Source organism: Curtobacterium phyllosphaerae, from assembly GCF_049341865.1.
In the GTDB taxonomy this organism is placed as follows: Bacteria; Actinomycetota; Actinomycetes; order Actinomycetales; family Microbacteriaceae; genus Curtobacterium; species Curtobacterium phyllosphaerae.
The window spans coordinates 249169-267245 of the sequence record NZ_JBMPIU010000004.1 but is presented as its reverse complement, the minus strand read 5'-3'; the positions used below and the strand labels follow the sequence as shown (position 1 = coordinate 267245).

At 70.6% G+C, this 18077-nt stretch carries 14 protein-coding genes and 1 tRNA gene; 9 read left to right on the top strand and 6 right to left on the bottom strand.

The window, feature by feature from the left end; genetic code table 11:
- Positions 1-72 precede the first annotated feature (72 nt).
- Positions 73-1449, bottom strand: a complete 1377-nt coding sequence (locus tag ACO0E0_RS09290) for a zinc-dependent metalloprotease (protein ID WP_422871123.1) — start codon at positions 1447-1449, stop codon at positions 73-75.
- Positions 1450-1637: 188 nt separating this feature from the next.
- Here ACO0E0_RS09290 and ACO0E0_RS09285 point away from each other — a divergent pair, with 188 nt between their 5' ends.
- The 4 genes from ACO0E0_RS09285 (at position 1638) to ACO0E0_RS09270 (ending at position 7078) form a co-directional block, all read left to right on the top strand.
- On the top strand, positions 1638-2750 hold the full coding sequence (locus ACO0E0_RS09285; protein ID WP_422871122.1) for a YlbL family protein: 1113 nt from the start codon (positions 1638-1640) through the stop codon (positions 2748-2750).
- Between the two features lie 119 nt (positions 2751-2869).
- Positions 2870-5983, top strand: a complete 3114-nt coding sequence (locus ACO0E0_RS09280) for a UPF0182 family membrane protein (protein ID WP_422871121.1) — start codon at positions 2870-2872, stop codon at positions 5981-5983.
- Between the two features lie 65 nt (positions 5984-6048).
- Positions 6049-6122: transfer RNA gene (locus ACO0E0_RS09275), tRNA-Met, on the top strand.
- Positions 6123-6262: 140 nt separating this feature from the next.
- Complete coding sequence (locus ACO0E0_RS09270) at positions 6263-7078, top strand: carbon-nitrogen hydrolase family protein (protein WP_422871120.1); 816 nt, start codon at positions 6263-6265, stop codon at positions 7076-7078.
- A gap of 133 nt (positions 7079-7211) precedes the next feature.
- On the opposite strand, the gene ACO0E0_RS09265 is transcribed toward ACO0E0_RS09270, so the two are convergent.
- On the bottom strand, positions 7212-8408 hold the full coding sequence (locus ACO0E0_RS09265) for an aminotransferase class I/II-fold pyridoxal phosphate-dependent enzyme (protein WP_422871119.1): 1197 nt from the start codon (positions 8406-8408) through the stop codon (positions 7212-7214).
- Positions 8409-8612: 204 nt separating this feature from the next.
- On the opposite strand from ACO0E0_RS09265, the gene ACO0E0_RS09260 reads away from it, so the two are divergent.
- From ACO0E0_RS09260 to ACO0E0_RS09240, 5 genes are all read left to right on the top strand, one after another.
- The gene (locus tag ACO0E0_RS09260; RefSeq protein ID WP_422871118.1) at positions 8613-10655 is read left to right on the top strand and encodes a S1C family serine protease; all 2043 of its coding nucleotides are present in this window, start codon (positions 8613-8615) and stop codon (positions 10653-10655) included.
- Positions 10656-10906: 251 nt separating this feature from the next.
- Complete coding sequence (locus ACO0E0_RS09255) at positions 10907-11947, top strand: glycosyltransferase family 2 protein (protein WP_422871117.1); 1041 nt, start codon at positions 10907-10909, stop codon at positions 11945-11947.
- A gap of 5 nt (positions 11948-11952) precedes the next feature.
- Positions 11953-12810 (top strand): CDP-alcohol phosphatidyltransferase family protein, encoded by an 858-nt coding sequence (locus ACO0E0_RS09250; protein ID WP_422871116.1) that lies wholly within the window; start codon positions 11953-11955, stop codon positions 12808-12810.
- Positions 12807-13730, top strand: coding sequence for a glycosyltransferase family 2 protein (locus tag ACO0E0_RS09245; protein WP_422871115.1), 924 nt, complete (start codon positions 12807-12809; stop codon positions 13728-13730). The genes ACO0E0_RS09250 and ACO0E0_RS09245 overlap by 4 nt, the downstream gene beginning before the upstream one ends.
- Positions 13731-13816: 86 nt before the next feature.
- Positions 13817-15064 carry a hypothetical protein gene (locus ACO0E0_RS09240; RefSeq protein WP_422871114.1) on the top strand — a complete coding sequence of 416 codons (1248 nt, stop codon included), beginning with the start codon at positions 13817-13819 and terminating at the stop codon, positions 15062-15064.
- On the opposite strand, the gene ACO0E0_RS09235 is transcribed toward ACO0E0_RS09240, so the two are convergent.
- From ACO0E0_RS09235 to ACO0E0_RS09220, 4 genes are all read right to left on the bottom strand, one after another.
- Entirely contained in the window at positions 15053-15340 is a 288-nt protein-coding gene (locus ACO0E0_RS09235) for a hypothetical protein (RefSeq protein WP_422871113.1), read from the bottom strand. The two genes, ACO0E0_RS09240 and ACO0E0_RS09235, sit on opposite strands and share 12 nt — an antisense overlap.
- 103 nt (positions 15341-15443) lie before the next feature.
- Positions 15444-16217, bottom strand: coding sequence for an ABC transporter ATP-binding protein (locus ACO0E0_RS09230; protein WP_422871112.1), 774 nt, complete (start codon positions 16215-16217; stop codon positions 15444-15446).
- The gene (locus ACO0E0_RS09225) at positions 16217-17035 is read right to left on the bottom strand and encodes an ABC transporter permease (RefSeq protein WP_422871111.1); all 819 of its coding nucleotides are present in this window, start codon (positions 17033-17035) and stop codon (positions 16217-16219) included. Before ACO0E0_RS09225 ends, ACO0E0_RS09230 begins: the two co-directional genes overlap by 1 nt.
- A 52-nt stretch (positions 17036-17087) precedes the next feature.
- Positions 17088-17783, bottom strand: coding sequence for a phosphocholine cytidylyltransferase family protein (locus ACO0E0_RS09220; protein WP_422871110.1), 696 nt, complete (start codon positions 17781-17783; stop codon positions 17088-17090).
- Positions 17784-18077 lie beyond the last annotated feature (294 nt).

Sequence of the window (18077 nt, the reverse complement as noted above, 5' to 3'; positions counted from 1 at the left end):
CCGGAGGCGCGGATCTGTGGAGAACCCGCGCCGCGCCTCCCGGTCGTGTCCCGAGGCGGCCCCGCCGGGTCGTCAGTCCGACGGTCGGCCGTCGTCCTCGGTCGCGCTGCCGTCCGTCGCCTCGTGCGGTCGGTCGTCCGACGTGTCGTCGAGCAGGTCCTGGATGGCGCGGTCGATCTCGTCGGAGGCGTCCTGCGGGTCCCGGAGCCGTGCGACGAGCGACGCGGGCGCGTCGATGTCCTCGCTCGTCGGGACCAGGTCCGGGTGCGACCACAGCGTGTCCCGCTGCTCCGCACCGAGCTCGTCGGTGACCTGCTGCCACATCGCGGCCGCCTCGCGCAGCCGACGGGGTCGGAGTTCGAGGCCGACGAGGGTGGCGAAGGCGGACTCGGCCGGCCCGCCGGCGGCGCGGCGGCGACGGACCATCTCGGCGATCGCACTCGACCTCGGCAGGCGTTCGGTCGCCGCGGCGGTGACGACGTCGACCCAGCCCTCGACGAGCGCGAGCATGGTCTCGAGACGGGCGAGCGCCTGGTCCTGCTCGGGGGTGCGCGGCGGAATGAGCGCCCCGCTCGCGAGCGCGTTCTGGAGCTCCTCCGCGTTCGACGGGTCGAAGCTCGACGCGAGGTCCTCGACCGCCGAGGTGTCGACGTGGATGCCACGCGCGAACTCGGTGATCGACGTGATGAGGTGCAGTCGGAGCCAGCGCGCGGACCGGAACAGTCGGGCGTGCGCGAGCTCGCGGACGGCGAGGTAGATGCGGACCTCGTCCTCCGGGACGTCGAGACCCTCGGCGAAGGCCGCCACGTTCTGCGGCACGAGCGCTGCCTGCTGCTCGTCGAGGAGGGGGATGCCGACGTCGCCGCCGGACACGACCTCGGTCGAGAGCTGGCCGACGACCTGCCCGAGCTGCATCGCGAAGAGGGCACCGCCGACGCTCCGCATGATCTGGCTCGCACCGCTCAACATGCTCTTGAGCTCTTCCGGGGCCTGCTGGTCGATGACCTCGGTGAGGGCGTCCGCGATGCTCGTCGCGACCGGTTCGGCGACCTGACTCCAGACCGGCATCGTCGCGGAGGCCCACTGCTCGCGGGTCATCAGGCGCGGTGCGGCGGTGAGCTCGGCGACCGTCGTGACGTCGTCGAGCCAGAGCGCGGCGACCTGGAACGCCTGCAGGAGCGCGTTCGACGTCGCCGGGTCGACGGCCTCGCCGCCGTCCTTCGCGATGCTCGCGGCACGGTCGCCGGCCGCGGAGAAGTCGATGCCGTCGCCGCCCTTCTGCACCGCGTCCTGGAGCTGCCCCATGAGGCGGGCGACGAAGGCGGGGTCGTTCGGCAGTCCGGCCGCGCCGGCGAGCTGCGACGGATCGATGTCGGAGCCGCCGGACAGGAACTTGCGCAGCATGTCGCGGAACTCGTCGTCAGGTCCCCGCTGCGGATCATCAGCCATGGCCACTACGCTAACGGCTGGTCCGCGGCCCGACCTGGGACCGGCCCGAGCGATCGCCGGTCGGCGTGCGCCCGTGGCGAACAGCCCCGGACGAGCATCCCTCCGCCGCACTGCGTCGGCATCGCACGGTGCCGGTCCCGGCGTCGGGTCCGTCCGGACCGCTGCCGCTGCCGCCCGGAAGGACCCCGTTGACCCTCTTCGCACCGACCCCTCCCGCGCCCCGTTCCAGAGCACGCTCGGTCGGTTGGGGACTCATCGCGCTCGCGGTCGTCCTCGCGCTCGCCGCGACGTTCATCCCGAGCCCGTACGTCATCGAGCTCCCGGGACCGGTGTTCAACACCATCGGGACGCAGCAGCAGGGAACGGGCAAGGACGCGAAGGACGTCAAGCTCATCCAGATCTCCGGGCACGAGACCTACCCGACCAAGGGCGCCCTCGACATGCTCACGGTGAGCGTCGCGGGCACCGCGACCGAGCGTCCCTCGTGGTGGACCGTGATCCGGGCGCTCTTCACGCGGAGCCAGGCGGTCATCCCGGCATCCGAGATCTACCCGCCGGGCGAGACCACCGAGCAGGTGAACAAGCAGGACGCCGCCGACATGACGAACTCGCAGCAGTCGGCGGTGGCCGCGGCGCTCGTGCACGAGGGGTACGAGATCGCCTCCACGCTGACGGTCGGGTACGTCGAGAAGGGCTCGCCGGCCGACGGCGTGCTGCGCGAGGGCGACGTCATCGAGAGCGTCAACGGCACCTCGCTGGCGACGAACAGCGACGCGACGACGCTCCGGGACCTCATCGCGGCGAACGGAGCCGGCAAGGCCGCGCGGGTCGTCGTCCGCCGCGACGGGACGGACACGACCGTGTCGCTGACACCGACGGACGCGCAGGGCACCCCGCTCATCGGGGTCGGTGTGAACGAGTCGTACAAGTTCCCGTTCCGGGTCCGGATCGCGCTGCAGGACGTCGGTGGACCGAGCGCCGGGATGATGTTCGCGCTCGGCATCATCGACGAGATCACGCCGGGGCAGCTGAACGGCGGCAAGCACGTCGCCGGCACCGGGACGATCACCGCGGACGGGCAGGTCGGGGCCATCGGCGGCATCCGGCAGAAGCTCTACGGGGCCGAAGCCGCAGGCGCGACGGTGTTCCTCGCCCCGGAGAGCAACTGCGACGAGGTCGTCGGGCACGTGCCGGACGGGCTCGACGTCTACGCCGTCTCGACCCTCAGCCAGGCGACGAAGGACCTCGCCGTCATCGCGAAGGGCGGCGACACCTCCGGGCTCGCACGCTGCGGTTCGTAGCCGCCGTCCGGACGTTCCACAGGGGGCGCACACTGTGCCGGGCTGTCAGCGCGAACCCCTAGGATCGAGGCTCCGAAGGCCTCAGGGGCCTGACTCGCGACACGTCAGGAGCAACACAAGTGACGACTACCTCGTCCGCAACCGGGCGCCGATCGCCGCGGGTCCCGATCGTGGTGACGATCGTGGTGCTCGCTGCCCTGGTCATCGCGTTCTTCATCTTCGCGAGTTTGTACACGGACTACCTCTGGTTCGCGCAGCTCGGGTTCCAGCAGGTGCTGACCACGCGGTGGCTCGCCGGCACGGCGATGTTCTTCACCGGGTTCCTCGGCATGGCGGTCCCGGTGTACGTGAGCATCGCCGTCGCGTTCCGGTTCCGGCCCGTCTACGCCAAGCTCAACGCGCAGCTCGACCGGTACCAGCAGGTCATCGAGCCGCTCCGGCGCGCCGTGATGATCGGGATCCCGGTCGTGCTCGGCATCTTCGCGGGGCTCGCGACCGCGCCGCGCTGGAGCATGGTGCTCGAGTACTTCAACCGGACCCCGTTCGGCAAGGTCGACCCCCAGTTCCACCTGGACATCGGCTTCTACGTCTTCGAGTTGCCGTTCTGGCGCTCCATCGTCGCGTTCGCGTCGGCGGTCGTGCTCATCGCCGGCCTGGCCGCGATCGCCGCGTCGTACCTGTACGGCGCGCTTCGCTTCGGCGGCCGGGAGGTCCGGATCTCGCGGACGGCGCGTGTCCAGTTGGCAATCACGGCAGCCGTCTACATCGCGCTCCAGGCGGTGAGCCTGTGGCTCGACCAGTACGCGACCCTGGCCCGGGACAACTCGCTGATCACCGGTGCGCAGTACACCGAGGTGAACGCCACCATCCCCGGGCGGCAGATCCTCGCGGGGATCGCGGCGGTCGTCGCGATCCTGTTCGTCATCACCGCCGTCATCGGTCGGTGGCGCGTCTCGGTCGTCGGCACGGCACTGCTGCTCGTCTCCGCGATCGTCGTGGGCGGCATCTACCCATGGCTCGTCCAGCGGCTGCAGGTCGCACCGAGCGAGCGTTCGTACGAGTCGAGTTACATCCAGCGGAACATCGACGCGACCCGCTCGGCCTACGGGGTCTCGGACGTCCGGGAGCAGACCTACGACGCGACCAAGGACACCTCCACCGGCGCGCTCGCGCAGGATGCCCAGACCACCGCGAACATCCGCATCCTCGACCCGTCGATCGTCAGCGAGTCCTTCAGCCAGCTGCAGCAGTACCGGCAGTACTACCAGTTCCCGAAGACGCTCGACGTCGACCGGTACAAGATCGACGGCACGTCCGAGGACCAGGTCATCGCCGTCCGTGACCTCGACCTGAACGGCCTCGGCAACTCCGCCACGCAGTACAACCGGACCTTCGTGTACACGCACGGGTACGGCCTCGTCGGCGCGTACGGCAACCAGCGCGCGAGCGACGGCAAGCCGGTCTTCGCGGAGTACGGCATCCCGACCACGGGCGTGCTCGGCGACTACCAGCCCCGGGTCTACTTCGGTGAGAGCTCGCCGGCGTACTCGATCGTGGGCGCCCCGAAGGGCACCAAGAAGGTCGAACTCGACTACCCGTCCGGCGCGGACGACTCGAACGCCGGCAACGCCACCACGACCTACGCGGCGAACGGCGGCCCGACGATCGGCAGCTTCTTCAACCGGCTCGTCTACGCCGCCAAGTTCCAGTCCGAGCAGATCCTGCTGTCGAACGCGGTCAACGCCGACTCGCAGATCCTCTACGACCGCGACCCGGTGCAGCGCGTCCAGAAGGTCGCGCCGTACCTGCAGACCGACAAGGACGCCTACCCCGCGATCGTGAACCACCGGATCGTGTGGATCGTGGACGCCTACACGACGACGAACGCCTACCCGTACTCGCAGAGCGCGAGCCTCGACGACACGATCAACGGCACCGCGACCTCCGGCTACCGGACCGACCAGGTGAACTACATCCGCAACTCGGTCAAGGCCACCGTCGACGCGTACACGGGCAAGGTCACCCTCTACTCGTGGGACGCCCAGGACCCGATCATCCAGACCTGGAAGAAGATCTTCCCGGCCTCGATCCAGCCGATGACCTCGATGAGCGCGGCGCTCCTCGACCACGTCCGCTACCCGACGGACCTGTTCAAGGTGCAGCGGACGATCCTCGGCCGGTACCACGTGACGACGGCGAACTCGTTCTACTCGGGTGACGACGCCTGGGTCACGCCGGCCGATCCCACGTCCAACTCGTCCGGGTCCTCGGACTCGAGCTCGTCGAGCGACTCGGGCACGTCGGGCGGCGCCACGAGTGCGTTCGGGACGACCACCACCACGGCGACCGCGAACCGTCAGGACCCGTACTACCTGACGATGAAGATCCCCGGACAGGACACGGCGTACACCCTCTACTCGACCTACATCCCGCAACAATCCGGCTCGAACGCCCGGAACGTGCTGACCGGGTACCTGTCCGTCGACTCCGACGCGGGCGGTGTCGGGAAGGGCAAGAAGGCCTCCGGCTACGGCAAGCTCAACCTGCTCACGATCCCGAAGACAGACAGCATCCCGGGTCCGGGACAGGTCCAGGCCTCGTTCAACTCCGATCCGGACGTCTCGACCGAGCTGAACATCCTGCAGCGGGGCGACACGACGATCAAGCGGGGCAACCTGCTGACGCTGCCGGTCGGCGGCGGGTTCCTCTACGTCCAGCCGGTCTACGTGCAGTCGACCTCGGACACGTCCTACCCGCTGCTGCAGAAGGTGCTCGTGGCGTTCGGTGACAAGATCGCGTTCGAGGACACCCTCGACCAGGCGCTCAACTCGCTGTTCGGTGGGGACTCGGGCGCATCTGCGGGCGACTCGGGTGCGGCGAGCGGCTCCGGCTCCAGCTCGGGGTCCGGTTCGGGCGACAGCGGGTCCGGGTCCGGGACCGGGAGCGGTTCGGGCACCGGGACGGGGTCCGGCAGCGGCAGCGGTTCCACGAACGCTGCGCTCCAGCAGGCGCTCTCGGACGCCAACCAGGCGCTCCAGGACCGACAGGCCGCGTACGCCAAGAACGACCTGGTCGCGGCCGCCGAAGCCGATCAGCGCCTCCAGTCGGCGATCCAGGCGGCATTGCAGGCCGAGGGCCAGAGCGGGAGCTCCAGCAGCGGTTCGACCGGCAGCACGTCGACCAGCAGCTCCAGCAGCAGCTCCGGCAACAGTTCCAGCGGCTCCGGCAAGTGACGGGCGGGCCGGCGCGGCCTCGATTCGCGTCGGCCCGAACCCCGTGCTAGAGTTTCATCTCGTGCCGCGGGGTGGAGCAGTTCGGTAGCTCGCTGGGCTCATAACCCAGAGGTCGTAGGTTCAAATCCTGCCCCCGCAACAAGAACAGAAGGCCCGGTCCACCAGGACCGGGCCTTCTTGCATGTCCGGACACCATCCCGCACCGCGCTGCATCGCCCTGCACCGCTCTGCACCGCTCTGGGCCGGCCGAACCGAACCAGCACCCCGTACGCTCGGACCATGGCCTCGCTCACGATCGCCGTCGCGCAGTTCGCACCCGTCGCCGACGGCGCCGTGAACCTCCGCACGATCACGGCTGCGGCAGTGGCAGCGGCCGCCCGCGGGGCACGTCTGCTCGTCGTCCCCGAGTACAGCGCGTTCTTCGAGAGGGACCTCGGCCCACGCTGGGTCGAGACCGCCGAGACCGTCGATGGGCCGTTCGTGACGGGCCTCGCCGAGGCCGCCCGCGCGTCGGACATCGCCATCGTCGCCGGCATGAACGAGCGGCACGTCGACGCGCCCGATGCGGTCTTCTGGAACACGGTCGTGGCGATCCTGCCGGACGGCACCCTGGCCGAGCGCTACCGCAAGGTGCACCTCTACGACGCGTTCGGCGCACGGGAGTCCGACTGGATCGAACCGGGCGACCCTGCGCAGTGCCCCGTGTTCGAGCTCGACGGCGTGCGGCTCGGCATCGAGACCTGCTACGACCTGCGGTTCCCGGAGGTCACCCGTCGGCTCGCGGTGGCCGGTGCGGACGTCGTCCTCGTCCCGGCCGAGTGGGTCCGCGGCCCCGGCAAGGAGCACCATTGGCGGACACTGCTGACGGCTCGTGCGATCGAGGACACCGTCTACGTCGTCGCGGCCGGCCAGACGCCGTCCGTCGGGATCGGCTGCTCGGTCGTCATCGACCCGTCCGGGGTGACGATCGCGGGGCTCGGCGCGGAACCGGGGCTGCTGACCGCCACCGTGACGACCGACGAGGTCGAGCGTGTCCGCTCGGTCAACCCCTCGTTGTCCCTCCGGCACTACGACGTCGTCGAGCGTCGCCCCTGACACCGTGCCCTGACGAGCTCCCCGACACCGTGCCCTGACGAGCTCCCCGACACCGTGCCCTGACCGAGCTCCCTGACACCGCGCCCTGACCGAGCTCCCTTGCGCCGTGCTCTGGTGCGGCCTGGGGCGTCCGTCAGGCCCGCAACGCGGCGAGCCGGGTGGCTGCCTCGTCCAGGACCGAACGGCGCTTGCAGAACGCGAACCGCACCAGTGAGCGGTACCCCTCGGCGTGCTCCGGGTGGACGAACGCGGTCACCGGGACCCCGACGACACCGGCCCGGTGCGGGAGCTCGAGGCAGAGTGCGCGGGCGTCGTCGTACCCGAGCGGCGCGGCGTCGGCGATCACGAAGTAGGTCGCATCGGGCACGGAGACCCCGAACCCGGCATCCCGGAGCCCCGCGGCGAGGACGTCGCGCTTCGCGCCGAGCTCGGCGGCCGCACGCGCGAACACCCGGTCCGGCAGCCGGAGTCCGGCGGCGATGGCCGGCTGGAAGGGCGCACCGTTCACGTACGTCAGGAACTGCTTGACCGCGAGCACCGCGTCGACGAGCTCGGCCGGTCCGGTCAGCCAGCCGATCTTCCAGCCCGTCGTGCTGAACGTCTTGCCGCCGCTCGAGACCGTCAGCGTCCGTGCCCGTGCGCCCGGCAGGGTCGCGATCGGGGTGTGGGCGACCCCGAACGTCAGGTGCTCGTAGACCTCGTCGGTGAGGATGACTGCGTCGTACCGTTCGGCGAGCTCGACGACGGTGTCGAGGACGGCCCGGGGGAGCACGCGACCGGTCGGGTTGTGCGGGGAGTTGACGAGGATGACCCGGGTGCGGTCGGTCACTGCCGCACGGAGAGCGTCCTCGTCGGGCAGGAAGTCCGGTGCGACGAGCGGCACCGTCACGTGGGTGCCGCCGGCGAGCCGGATGAGCGCCCCGTACGCGTCGTAGAACGGCTCGAAGGTGACGACCTCGTCGCCGGGTCCGACGAGCGCGAGCAGCGACGCCGCGAGGGCCTCGGTCGCACCCGCGGTCACGAGGATCTCGCGTTCGGGATCGAGTCGGAGACAGTAGAACCGCTCCTGGTGCTCCGTGATCGCCGCCCGGAGGTCCGGGGTGCCGCGTCCTGGCGGGTACTGGTTCACGCCGTCGTGGATCGCCCGCGTCGCGGCCTCGAGCACCTCGGCAGGACCGTCCTCGTCCGGGAACCCCTGGCCCAGGTTGATCGCCCCGGTCGCTGCCGCGAGCGCACTCATCTCGGCGAACACCGTGGGGGCCGGACGACCGTCGGACCCGAGGAGCATCGCTCCTGCGGCGGCGCGGAGCCAGGGACCGGTCGAGCGCATGGGTCTCCCATCGGAATCATCGGAACCATGCCTAACCTAGCGCCGCGGGTGGACCGCGCTCGGAGGCGTCGATCGTGGTCGGTCGGTGGCCGGGCTGACGTCCAGCGCACGCATATGATCGCCCAGGACTCCTCACAGGGTCGCCATGAGGACCATCCAGCTGTGTGCGACAGACTGCACTGGCTTGAAAGGAGCACGCCCCGCATGACCGACACCTCGAACTCCCGGAACGACGACGACCGTCGCCCCGACGACGCGGCCGCTGCTGACGACGTGACGACCCCCGCACCGACGCCGGACGCCTCCGACCGGCCGACGAGCACGGACGACGCCGCGACGAGCGGCGGCGATGCCGGACTCGACCGCACCGCGGTGGCGGACGACCACGCCGCGGGCGCGACGGACACCACGGGCGCGAACGACACCGCGGGCGTGCACGACACCGCCGTGTACCCGGGGGACGGTGACACGGCCGCCTCGCCGCGGACCGACGAGCACCCGACGGACCAGTACACGACGCCGTACCCGACGCCGATGCCGACCACGCAGCCGCAGAGCGGACACGGCCAGCCCGCCCAGTACGGGCAGCCGGGCCAGTACGGCCAGCCGGGCCAGTACGGGCAGCCGAGCCAGTACGGCCAGCCGAGCCGGTACGAGAGCGGCGCACCGAGCCAGTACGAGAGCGGCGCGCCGAGCCAGCACGGCCAGCCGGGTCAGTACGACCAGTACGGCCAGCGCTCCCCGTACGACCAGACCTCCGGCTCCGGCCAGACGTCGCAGTACGGACAGCAGGACCGCTACGGCTACCCCCAGCAGGGCCAGCCGACGGCCCCGCAGCCCCGCTACGGCGAGTACGCCACGGGTCCCGCCGGGTACGGCCAGGGCTCCGCACACTCCGCCCAGCCCGCGTCGAGCACCGGACCCGGGTCGACGCAGGCGCCGACGAGCGCCTTCGGTGACGTCGACGGCGCGAACGCCCGGGCGAACGGTCCCTGGTTCGCCGACGGCGCCACCCCCGCCCGCACCGCGGACCGGCGACGACTCGTCCTGCCGCTCATCGGCATGCTCGTCATCGGGGCCATCGTCGGCGGTGCGACCGGCGCGGCCTGGACCGCTGCGACCGACGGCCAGGGTTCCTCGACGACCACGAGCGCCGGCACCACCTCGGGCGCCGGCGGCCACCTGACGGTGAACGACTACAACTCCGCGACCGTCGTCACCGCCGTCGCCGCGAAGGCCACCCCGTCCGTCGTCACGATCAACGTGTCGGCGGGTTCCGAGGCCGGGACCGGGTCGGGTGTCGTGCTGGACAAGGACGGCTACATCGTCACGAACACGCACGTGGTGACGCTCGACGGCGACAGCTCGAAGGGCGCCATCCAGGTCACGACCTCGGACGGCAAGATCTACAAGGGCACGCTCGTCGGCACGGACCCGACGGTCGACCTCGCCGTGGTGAAGATCGACGCCCCGAACCTGACGCCGATGGACTTCGCGGACTCCTCGAAGCTCAACGTCGGGGACACGGCGGTCGCGATCGGCGCACCGCTCGGGCTCTCGAACACGGTCACGGACGGCATCGTCTCGACCCTGAACCGGAGCATCCAGGTCGCGTCGAGCGCGCCGAGCGGCGGATCGTCCGGTGACTCGAACGACGGCGGCAGCAACAACGGCCAGGGTCCGTACGACTTCTGGGGCAACGGCGACAACGGGAGTGCGGCGACGGCGGCGCCGATCTCGCTGCCGGTCATCCAGACCGACGCGGCGATCAACCCGGGCAACTCCGGCGGCGCGCTGCTGGACTCCAAGGGCAAGCTCATCGGCATCAACGTCGCGATCGCCAGTGCGTCGGACTCGTCGAGCTCGACCGGGTCGCAGTCCGGCAGCATCGGCGTCGGCTTCGCGATCCCGGCGAACCTCGCCAAGCGGGTGTCGTCCGAGATCGTCGCGAACGGCAAGGCGACGCACGGCCTGCTCGGTGCGACGGTCGGCGACGCCGCCGCGGACGCGAACGCGACGCAGATGGGTGCCGTCATCAAGTCGGTCACCGGCGGCGGCGCGGCTGCTGACGCCGGGCTCCGGAAGGGTGACGTCGTCACGGCGTTCGGCGGGGTCCCGGTCACCGACGGCACCGACCTGACAGCGCAGGTCCGGTTCGCCGCGGGCGGCGCGAAGACGTCGATCACGTACGTCCGCAACGGACAGAGCACGACGTCGGACGTCACGCTCGGCACGTACACGGGCTGAGTCCCGAACCGACGGCCCGGCGGCGTCCCGATGGACGCGGCCGGGCCGTCGGTCTGTCCGGACCACCTGCCGGACGGGAGGCGCGGCACGACCCCGCCCCGCCCCTCCCGTCCGTCCGGTCCGCGTCCGCCGACGACGGCGGGGTCCCGGTCAGGGAGCGCGTCGGCCCGCGCTGCTAGGCTCGTGCTCGCTCTGCGGGGCGGCGCCTCCGGGTGCGCCCCGTCCCGCAAGGACCACGAGGTACGGATCGAATGCAGCCAGACGCGCAGGCCCTCCCGGGCGTCTCCTACGTCATGCCGGTCCTCAACGAGGCCACGGAGGTCCGCGCCGCGGTGGCGAGCCTCCTCGCGCAGGACTACGACGGACCGGTCGAGATCGTGCTCGCCCTCGGGCCGTCGATCGACGGGACGAACGAACTGGTCGAGGAGATGAGCGCCGCGGACTCCCGCATCCAGGCGATCCCGAACCCGATCGGGTCGACGCCGGCGGGGTTGAACGTCGCGATCCGGGCTTCGAACCACCCGATCGTCGTCCGTGTCGACGCGCACTCCGTCCTCCCGGCCGACTACACACGGGTCGCGGTCCGCGTCCTGCAGGAGTCCGGGGCGGACAACGTCGGCGGGATCATGCGCGCCGAGGGACGGACGCCGTTCGAGCGCGCCGTCGCGCTCGCCTACGGGAGCCGCGTGGGCCTCGGCGGGACGCCCCACCACGTCGGCGGACAGGCCGGCCCCGCCGAGACCGCCTACCTAGGGGTGTTCCGGCGCGACCGTCTGCTCGAGGTCGGCCTGTTCGACGAGGACATCAAGCGGGGCCAGGACTGGGAACTCAACCGTCGCCTCCGCAAGACCGGCGGCACCGTGTGGTTCACGCCAGAACTCGTCGTCATCTACCGTCCGCGGCCGAGTCTCCGACGGCTCGTGCGGCAGTTCGTCGCGACCGGCCTGTGGCGCGGCGAGCTCGCCCGTCGGTTCCCCACGGGCAACGGCCTCCGCTACTTCGTCCCACCGGCCATGGTCGTCGCGGTCACACTCGGCGTCGTCGCCGGGCTGATCGGCGTCGCCGGCGCGGTCGCCGGCTCGGGCGCGGCCTGGGCGCTCATCGGGTTCGTGGTACCCGTCGTGTACCTGGTGTTCGTCGTCCTCGGATCGGTCGTCGTCGGCAGGTCGAGCGGGCCGGCGGCCCTCGCCTGGCTCGTCGTCGTGCTGCCGTGCATCCACATCGGCTGGGGTGTGGGGTTCGTCCTCGGCTTCCTCGGCACCTCCGAGCTGACGACCCACACCGGAAGGTGACCCCCATGTCCGATCCCGGAGGCCCCCCGGTGAATGCCGACGACGGTTTCACGGAGCGCGGAGCGGCCGCGTACGCTCGCCCGACCTCGATCGCCGAGCTGCGCCGTGTCGCACAGCCGGACGAGGTCCGATCGCGGGCGAACGCCGAGCACTGGACCGCGTCGCTGTACCTGCGCGACGTCTCGCCGTACCTCACCTGGGTGCTGCTGAAGACGCGTGTCTCGGCGAACCAGGTCACGGGCCTGATGATCCTGGTCGGGTGGAGCACCGCCGCGGCCCTCCTGATCCCCGGGATCGTCGGTGCGGCGATCGCGCTCGTGCTCGGCCAGCTCCAGATGCTCGTCGACTGCTCCGACGGAGAGGTCGCCCGGTGGCGGGGGACCCGTTCCCCGGCCGGCGTGTTCCTCGACAAGGTCGGGCACTACACGACCGAGGCGCTCATCCCGATCGCCCTCGGCGTCCGTGCGGCGACGTGGCCGGTGGTCGGCGGCGACTACGCGTGGACCACGATCGGGTTCGCCCTCGCGCTCGTCATCGTCCTCAACAAGGCACTCAACGACATGGTGCACGTGGCCCGGGCGAACGCCGGCCTCGCCAAGCTCGTCGACAAGCGCGACGCGTCGACGGCGCCGAGCGGTCGGCGGCTCGCCGGGCTCCGGCGGCTCGCCAGGTACCTGCCGTTCCACCGCCTGTACCACTCGGTCGAACTGACGATGATCGCGTTCGTCGTCGCCCTCCTCGGGCTCGTGATCGGCTCGCCGCTCGCCGACCGGATCCTCGTGGCCGTGCTCCTGCCGCTCGCTCTGCTGGCCGTCGTCGGGCACTTCGTCGCGATCGTCTCCTCGAAGCGGGTGCGGGCGTGAGCGGCGGCACGCCGAGACCCGGCACCCTCCGGCGTCGGGCGGTCCCGCACCGCGAGCGTCCCCGGGTCGGCGTGGTGAGCCTGTCCCAGGGCACGCGACCGGACGACCTGCAGACCGGTCTGCAGAGCGTGCTGGCGCAACAGGGCGTCGAGCTCGACGTCGTGTGCGTCGGCAACGGGTGGGTGCCGACCGGGCTCCCGGACGGGGTCCGTGCGCTGCCGCTGCCCGAGAACGTCGGGATCCCGGCAGGACGGAACGCCGGCGCGGCACTCGTGCAGGGCGACTACGTGTTCTTCCTCGACGACGACGCGTCGATCCCGTCGCCGACGTTCCTCGCCGACGCGATCGCCCTGTTCGAACGCGACCCGAGCCTCGGTCTGGTGCAGCCCCGCGTGGTCGACCCGTCGGGTGCCGCGAACCCGCTCCGATGGGTCCCGCGCATCCGGAAGGGCGACCCGGACCAGTCCGGCCCGGTGTTCAGCGTCTGGGAGGGCGCCACGATCCTGCCGTCCGAGGTCTTCGCCGCGGCCGGCGGCTGGGGTGACGAGTACTTCTACGCGCACGAGGGCATCGAGCTCGCGTGGCGTGTCTGGGGCGCGGGACGCCGGGCCTGGTACGCAGGGCACCTCGTCGCGAGCCACCCCGCGATCGATCCCGCGCGGCACGAGGAGTACTACCGGCTCAACGCCCGGAACCGGGTCTGGCTCGCCCGTCGGAACCTCCCCGCGCCGCTCCGGCCGCTGTACGTCGGATCGTGGGCCGCGATCCAGACGCTCCGGTGGTGGCGACATCCGGGACGCCTCGCAGTCTGGTTCGCCGGGGTGCGGGAGGGCTGGCGGGACGACTGCGGCCCGTACCATCCGCTCGGCTGGTTGACGATCGGCAGGATGACCGCTGCGGGTCGGCCGCCCGTCGTCTGACGGACCGCACGACGGCCCGACTGCCCGACCGCACGAGAACCGATGAGATGCTGCGCACCCGGAGCGCAGCAGGAAGGGAACGGCCCGTGCCGATCCGCAACGACGTCCGCACCGCACAGAAGCTCATCCAGCGGCTCTGGCGCTCGCGCCGGAGCCGGCAGGTCCTCGCGCGCCGTCTGCCGTCCATCGCCCGGCTGCAGCCCGGCTCGATCGAGATCGCCGTGTACTTCGCCGACGGGCCGGTCAACATGTACCAGATCCGTCAGTGGTACGCACCGCTGGCAGAACTCGCGACGACGCACCCGGTCGCGATCATCGCGCGGTCGCCGGGCACGATGCTCGCCCTGCTCGACGAATCGCCGGTCCCCGTTGTCTACACCCGGCAGGTGATGGACCTCGAGCGGTTCGTCGACGAGCAGCGGCCGAAGATCGTGCTGTACGTCAACCAGAACGCCCGGAACTTCCAGATGATGCGGTACGGACGCATGTGGCACGTCTTCGTCAACCACGGCGAGAGCGACAAGATGTACATGACGACGAACCAGTTCAAGGCGTACGACTACGCGTTCATCGCCGGTGACGCCGCTCGCGACCGGTTGCGCGCGGCGCTCTGGGACTGGGACATCGACCGTCGCGCGATCCCGATCGGCCGACCCCAGGCCGATCACTTCGCCGGGGAGGTCCCGTACCCCCGGGACGACCGGACCGTCGTGCTGTACGCGCCGACGTGGGAGGGCGACCGGGCGGCCGCGGCGTACGGGTCGATCGCGTCGCACGGGACGACGATCGCGGAACGGGTGCTGCGGTCGCCCCGGCACCGGCTCGTCTACCGACCCCATCCGCGGAGCGGGGTGCTCGATGCGGAGTACCGCGCCGCCCACGAGCGGATCGTCGCCGCGATCGCGACGGCGAACGCCGCCGACCCCGGCGCCCACCACGTGTACGACGACGGCCCGGGCATGGGGTGGCAACTGGCGGACGCCGACGTCGCGATCACGGACATCAGCGCGATGATCTATGACCGGCTGGCGGTGGGCAAGCCCCTGCTCGTGACCCGCCCGGTGTCCCGGCAGGCCGACGTCGACGACACGGGGTACCTCGCGGCGGCGGACTGGCTCCGCGTCGAGGACGCCCCGGCAGTGATCGACCGGGTGGATGCCGCGCTGCACGACGAGACGCAGATCGAGCAGCTCCGGTACTGGGTGGCGCGGTACTTCGGCGACACGACACCCGGCACGGCGACCGCGCGGTTCCGTGCGGCGATCGAGCAGCTCCTGGTCCGGTGGGACGAGGTCGCGGCGACGCACGGGCCGCCCGCCGACTCACACGAGTGACATCCGCCAGAGGTACTCGCTGCCCTCTGGCCGCCGCCATCGCACGATGACGACACCGGTGTCCTCGCGGCTCGCACCGAACACCGCGAGCGCGAGGTGCCGGCCGGGATCGAGGCGTCGGACCGCGAGCGGCGGACAGTACCCGGTGCCGAGGTGGGTCAGGGTGACGGCGTCGAGCGGCTCAGGGCCGACGTTGACGAGGTCGTAGCGGCGCGGCGGATCGGTCCGGTCGATGCGGAACGGGACACGGTAGGCGGTGGTCTCGGTGTGGTTCATGTCCGGAACGCTAGGGAGGACCGCCGACGGATGGGCACCGCGGGGGGCCGGCGCGCACCGGCCTGTGGAGGGGAGCGCGGTCCTGCCGGTTGGGGAGGAGTGGCTAGGGCGACGGGTAGTCGGACTCGTAGCGGTCGAGCGCCGCCTCGATCGTGTCGTCGAGCACGAGGGCGCCCTTGTCGAGGTACAGCCCACGGGTGCAGAACCGGCGCAGGTCCTTCGCGTTGTGCGACACGAAGAACAGGGTCCGGCCGCCGGCGAGCAGCTCCTCGATCCGTCGGTAGCACTTCTCGCGGAACGACTTGTCACCGACGGCCAGGACCTCGTCGACGAGGATCACCGGCTCCTCGAGCCGGGCGATCACCGCGAACGCGATGCGCACCTTCATGCCGCTCGAGAGGTGCTTGTAGGGGGTGTCCACGAAGTCGCCGATCTCCGCGAAGTCGATGATCTCGTCGAAGCTCCGCTGGATCTCGGCCTTGGACATGCCGTGCAGACCAGCCGTCAGGAACACGTTCTCGCGCACCGTGAGGTCGCCGACGAACCCACCGGTGATCTCGATGAGCGGGGCGACGCCGGCGTCCACCGTGATGCGACCCTCGTCCGGGAGCATCACCTGCGCGACGAGCTTGAGCAGCGTCGACTTGCCCTGGCCGTTCCGGCCCACGACGCCGATCGACTCGCCGGGCTGCACGGTGAACGAGACGTCCCGGAGCGCCCAGAACTCGTCGACCGGTCGGCGCCGCCGTGCCCGGCCCGCGAACAGGTCCTTGAAGCTCCGGCTGGCCTTGCGGTTCCGGCGGAACCGGATCCCGGCGCGTTCGACGGAGATCACCGGAGCCGTGCGGACGGTGCGGGTCGGTGCGGTGCTGGTCATCAGAGTTCCTTGAGGACGCGGTGCTCGCTCCGGCGGAACACCACGAGCCCGACGACGAGGACCACGAGGGTCACGACGGCCGCCGAGACGACGGCGGAGGGGTCGAGGACATGCCGGAAGAACCCCGCGCGGTACATGCTGAAGATCCCGACGAGCGGGTTGAGCTCGGCGATGTGGCGCACGGACTTCGGCAGCTCCGACGCCGAGTAGATGATGGGCGACGCGTAGAACGCGAACCGGAGGACGAGCTTCGTCGCGCGCTCCAGATCGCGGAAGAACGTGACGAGCGGCGCGATGATCAGTCCGATCCCGTAGACGAGGACGAGTTGCATCAGCATGGCGAGGGGGAACCAGACCAGTTGCCACGACACGTGCGCGCCGGAGAAGACCGCGAAGACGGCGAGCACCGGGATGCTGAACAGGAACTCGATGCCCTTGGACAGGTCGATCCGCGCCACCCAGATGGACCGCGGGATGGTCGTCGACCGGATGAGCTTGGCCTCTTTGATGAAGGCCTTCGTGGAGTCCGAGACGGCCCCGGTGAACCACATCCACGGCAGCAGCGCCGAGAGCAGGAAGACGATGTACGGCCGCTCGCCGACGTCGCGATGGAACACCTGCGTGAAGACGAACCAGTAGATCCCGGACATGATCAGCGGATCGAGGATCGACCACAGGTAGCCGAGCGCGGACGTCGAGTAGCGGACGCGGAGGTCCCGCATCGTGAGGAGCCAGAGCGCGTGCCGGTAGCGGGTCGCCGACGATCGAGAGCGCGCCGTGGCGACCTCGGTGGTCGCTGGCGCGCTCGCAGTCGTCATGTGGTCCCTCGGTGCCGGATGATGATGCCGACCGGGGACCCGACGGATGTCGTCAGGCGAACAGTTCGTTCGCTCGCTCGAGGTCCTCGGCGAAGTCGATCTCGACCGCGTACAGGTCGGAGATGTCGACGGGGGTCCAGCGTAGCCCGTCCTCGGCGATGGCCGCCTCGATGCCGCCCTCGAAGTACTCCTGGTCGTCGACCCGGCCGAGCTGGCGGATCAGCGCCTGCTTCTCGGTGGAGGCCACGTAGTTGATGCCGACGGCTTCGCCGAGCCCGCCCTTGACCCGCTTGGACAGCTTGTCGATGAAGCCTTCGGCGTCGATCGTGTACTTGACCTCCTCGTCGGAGACCTTCTCGGTGTTGACGCTCACGAAGGAACGGTCCTGGTCCATCATGTCGGCCGCGCGCACCAGTGCGCGCGGGTCGAACACGACGTCGCCGTTCATCCAGAGGACGCCGTCCTTGCCCGTCGCCTTGAGTGCTCGGAGGAGGCTCTTGGAGGTGTTCGTCGAGTCGTAGGACTCGTTGTAGACGAAGGCGGCCTCGGGGAAGGCCTCGACGATGTACTCCGACTTGTAGCCGACGACGACGGTCACCCGTGCGCTCGAGCCGAACGCCGCCCGGATGTTGTCGAACTGCTGCTGCATGATGGTGCGGCCGTCGCTGAGCTCGGTGAGGGGCTTCGGGAGGGACCGGCCGAGCCGACTCCCCATGCCCGCGGCAAGGATCACGATCTGTGTGGTCATGTCTTGTCTCCTCGATGTTGTCTGCCCATGCGGACGAAGTGTCGTCCGCGTCAGGGCATTGGTCGATCCTGCTCGTCGCACCTCTGAATGCGCCGAGAACGGCTGCACCACTGCGACCGGGACGAGCGGAGATGCCCGCGTCCTGCAGGGTCCTGGAAGATGAACACGACGCCGTGCCTCGGTGAATTGTACGTGACGACCCCGTTCCGGGGGGTGGACTCGCGCACATTCGTGGCCGTTTCGTGACCCCTGGCCTGTCACTCCTCTGGGGCCCGGCGGCATTGGTACGGTTGG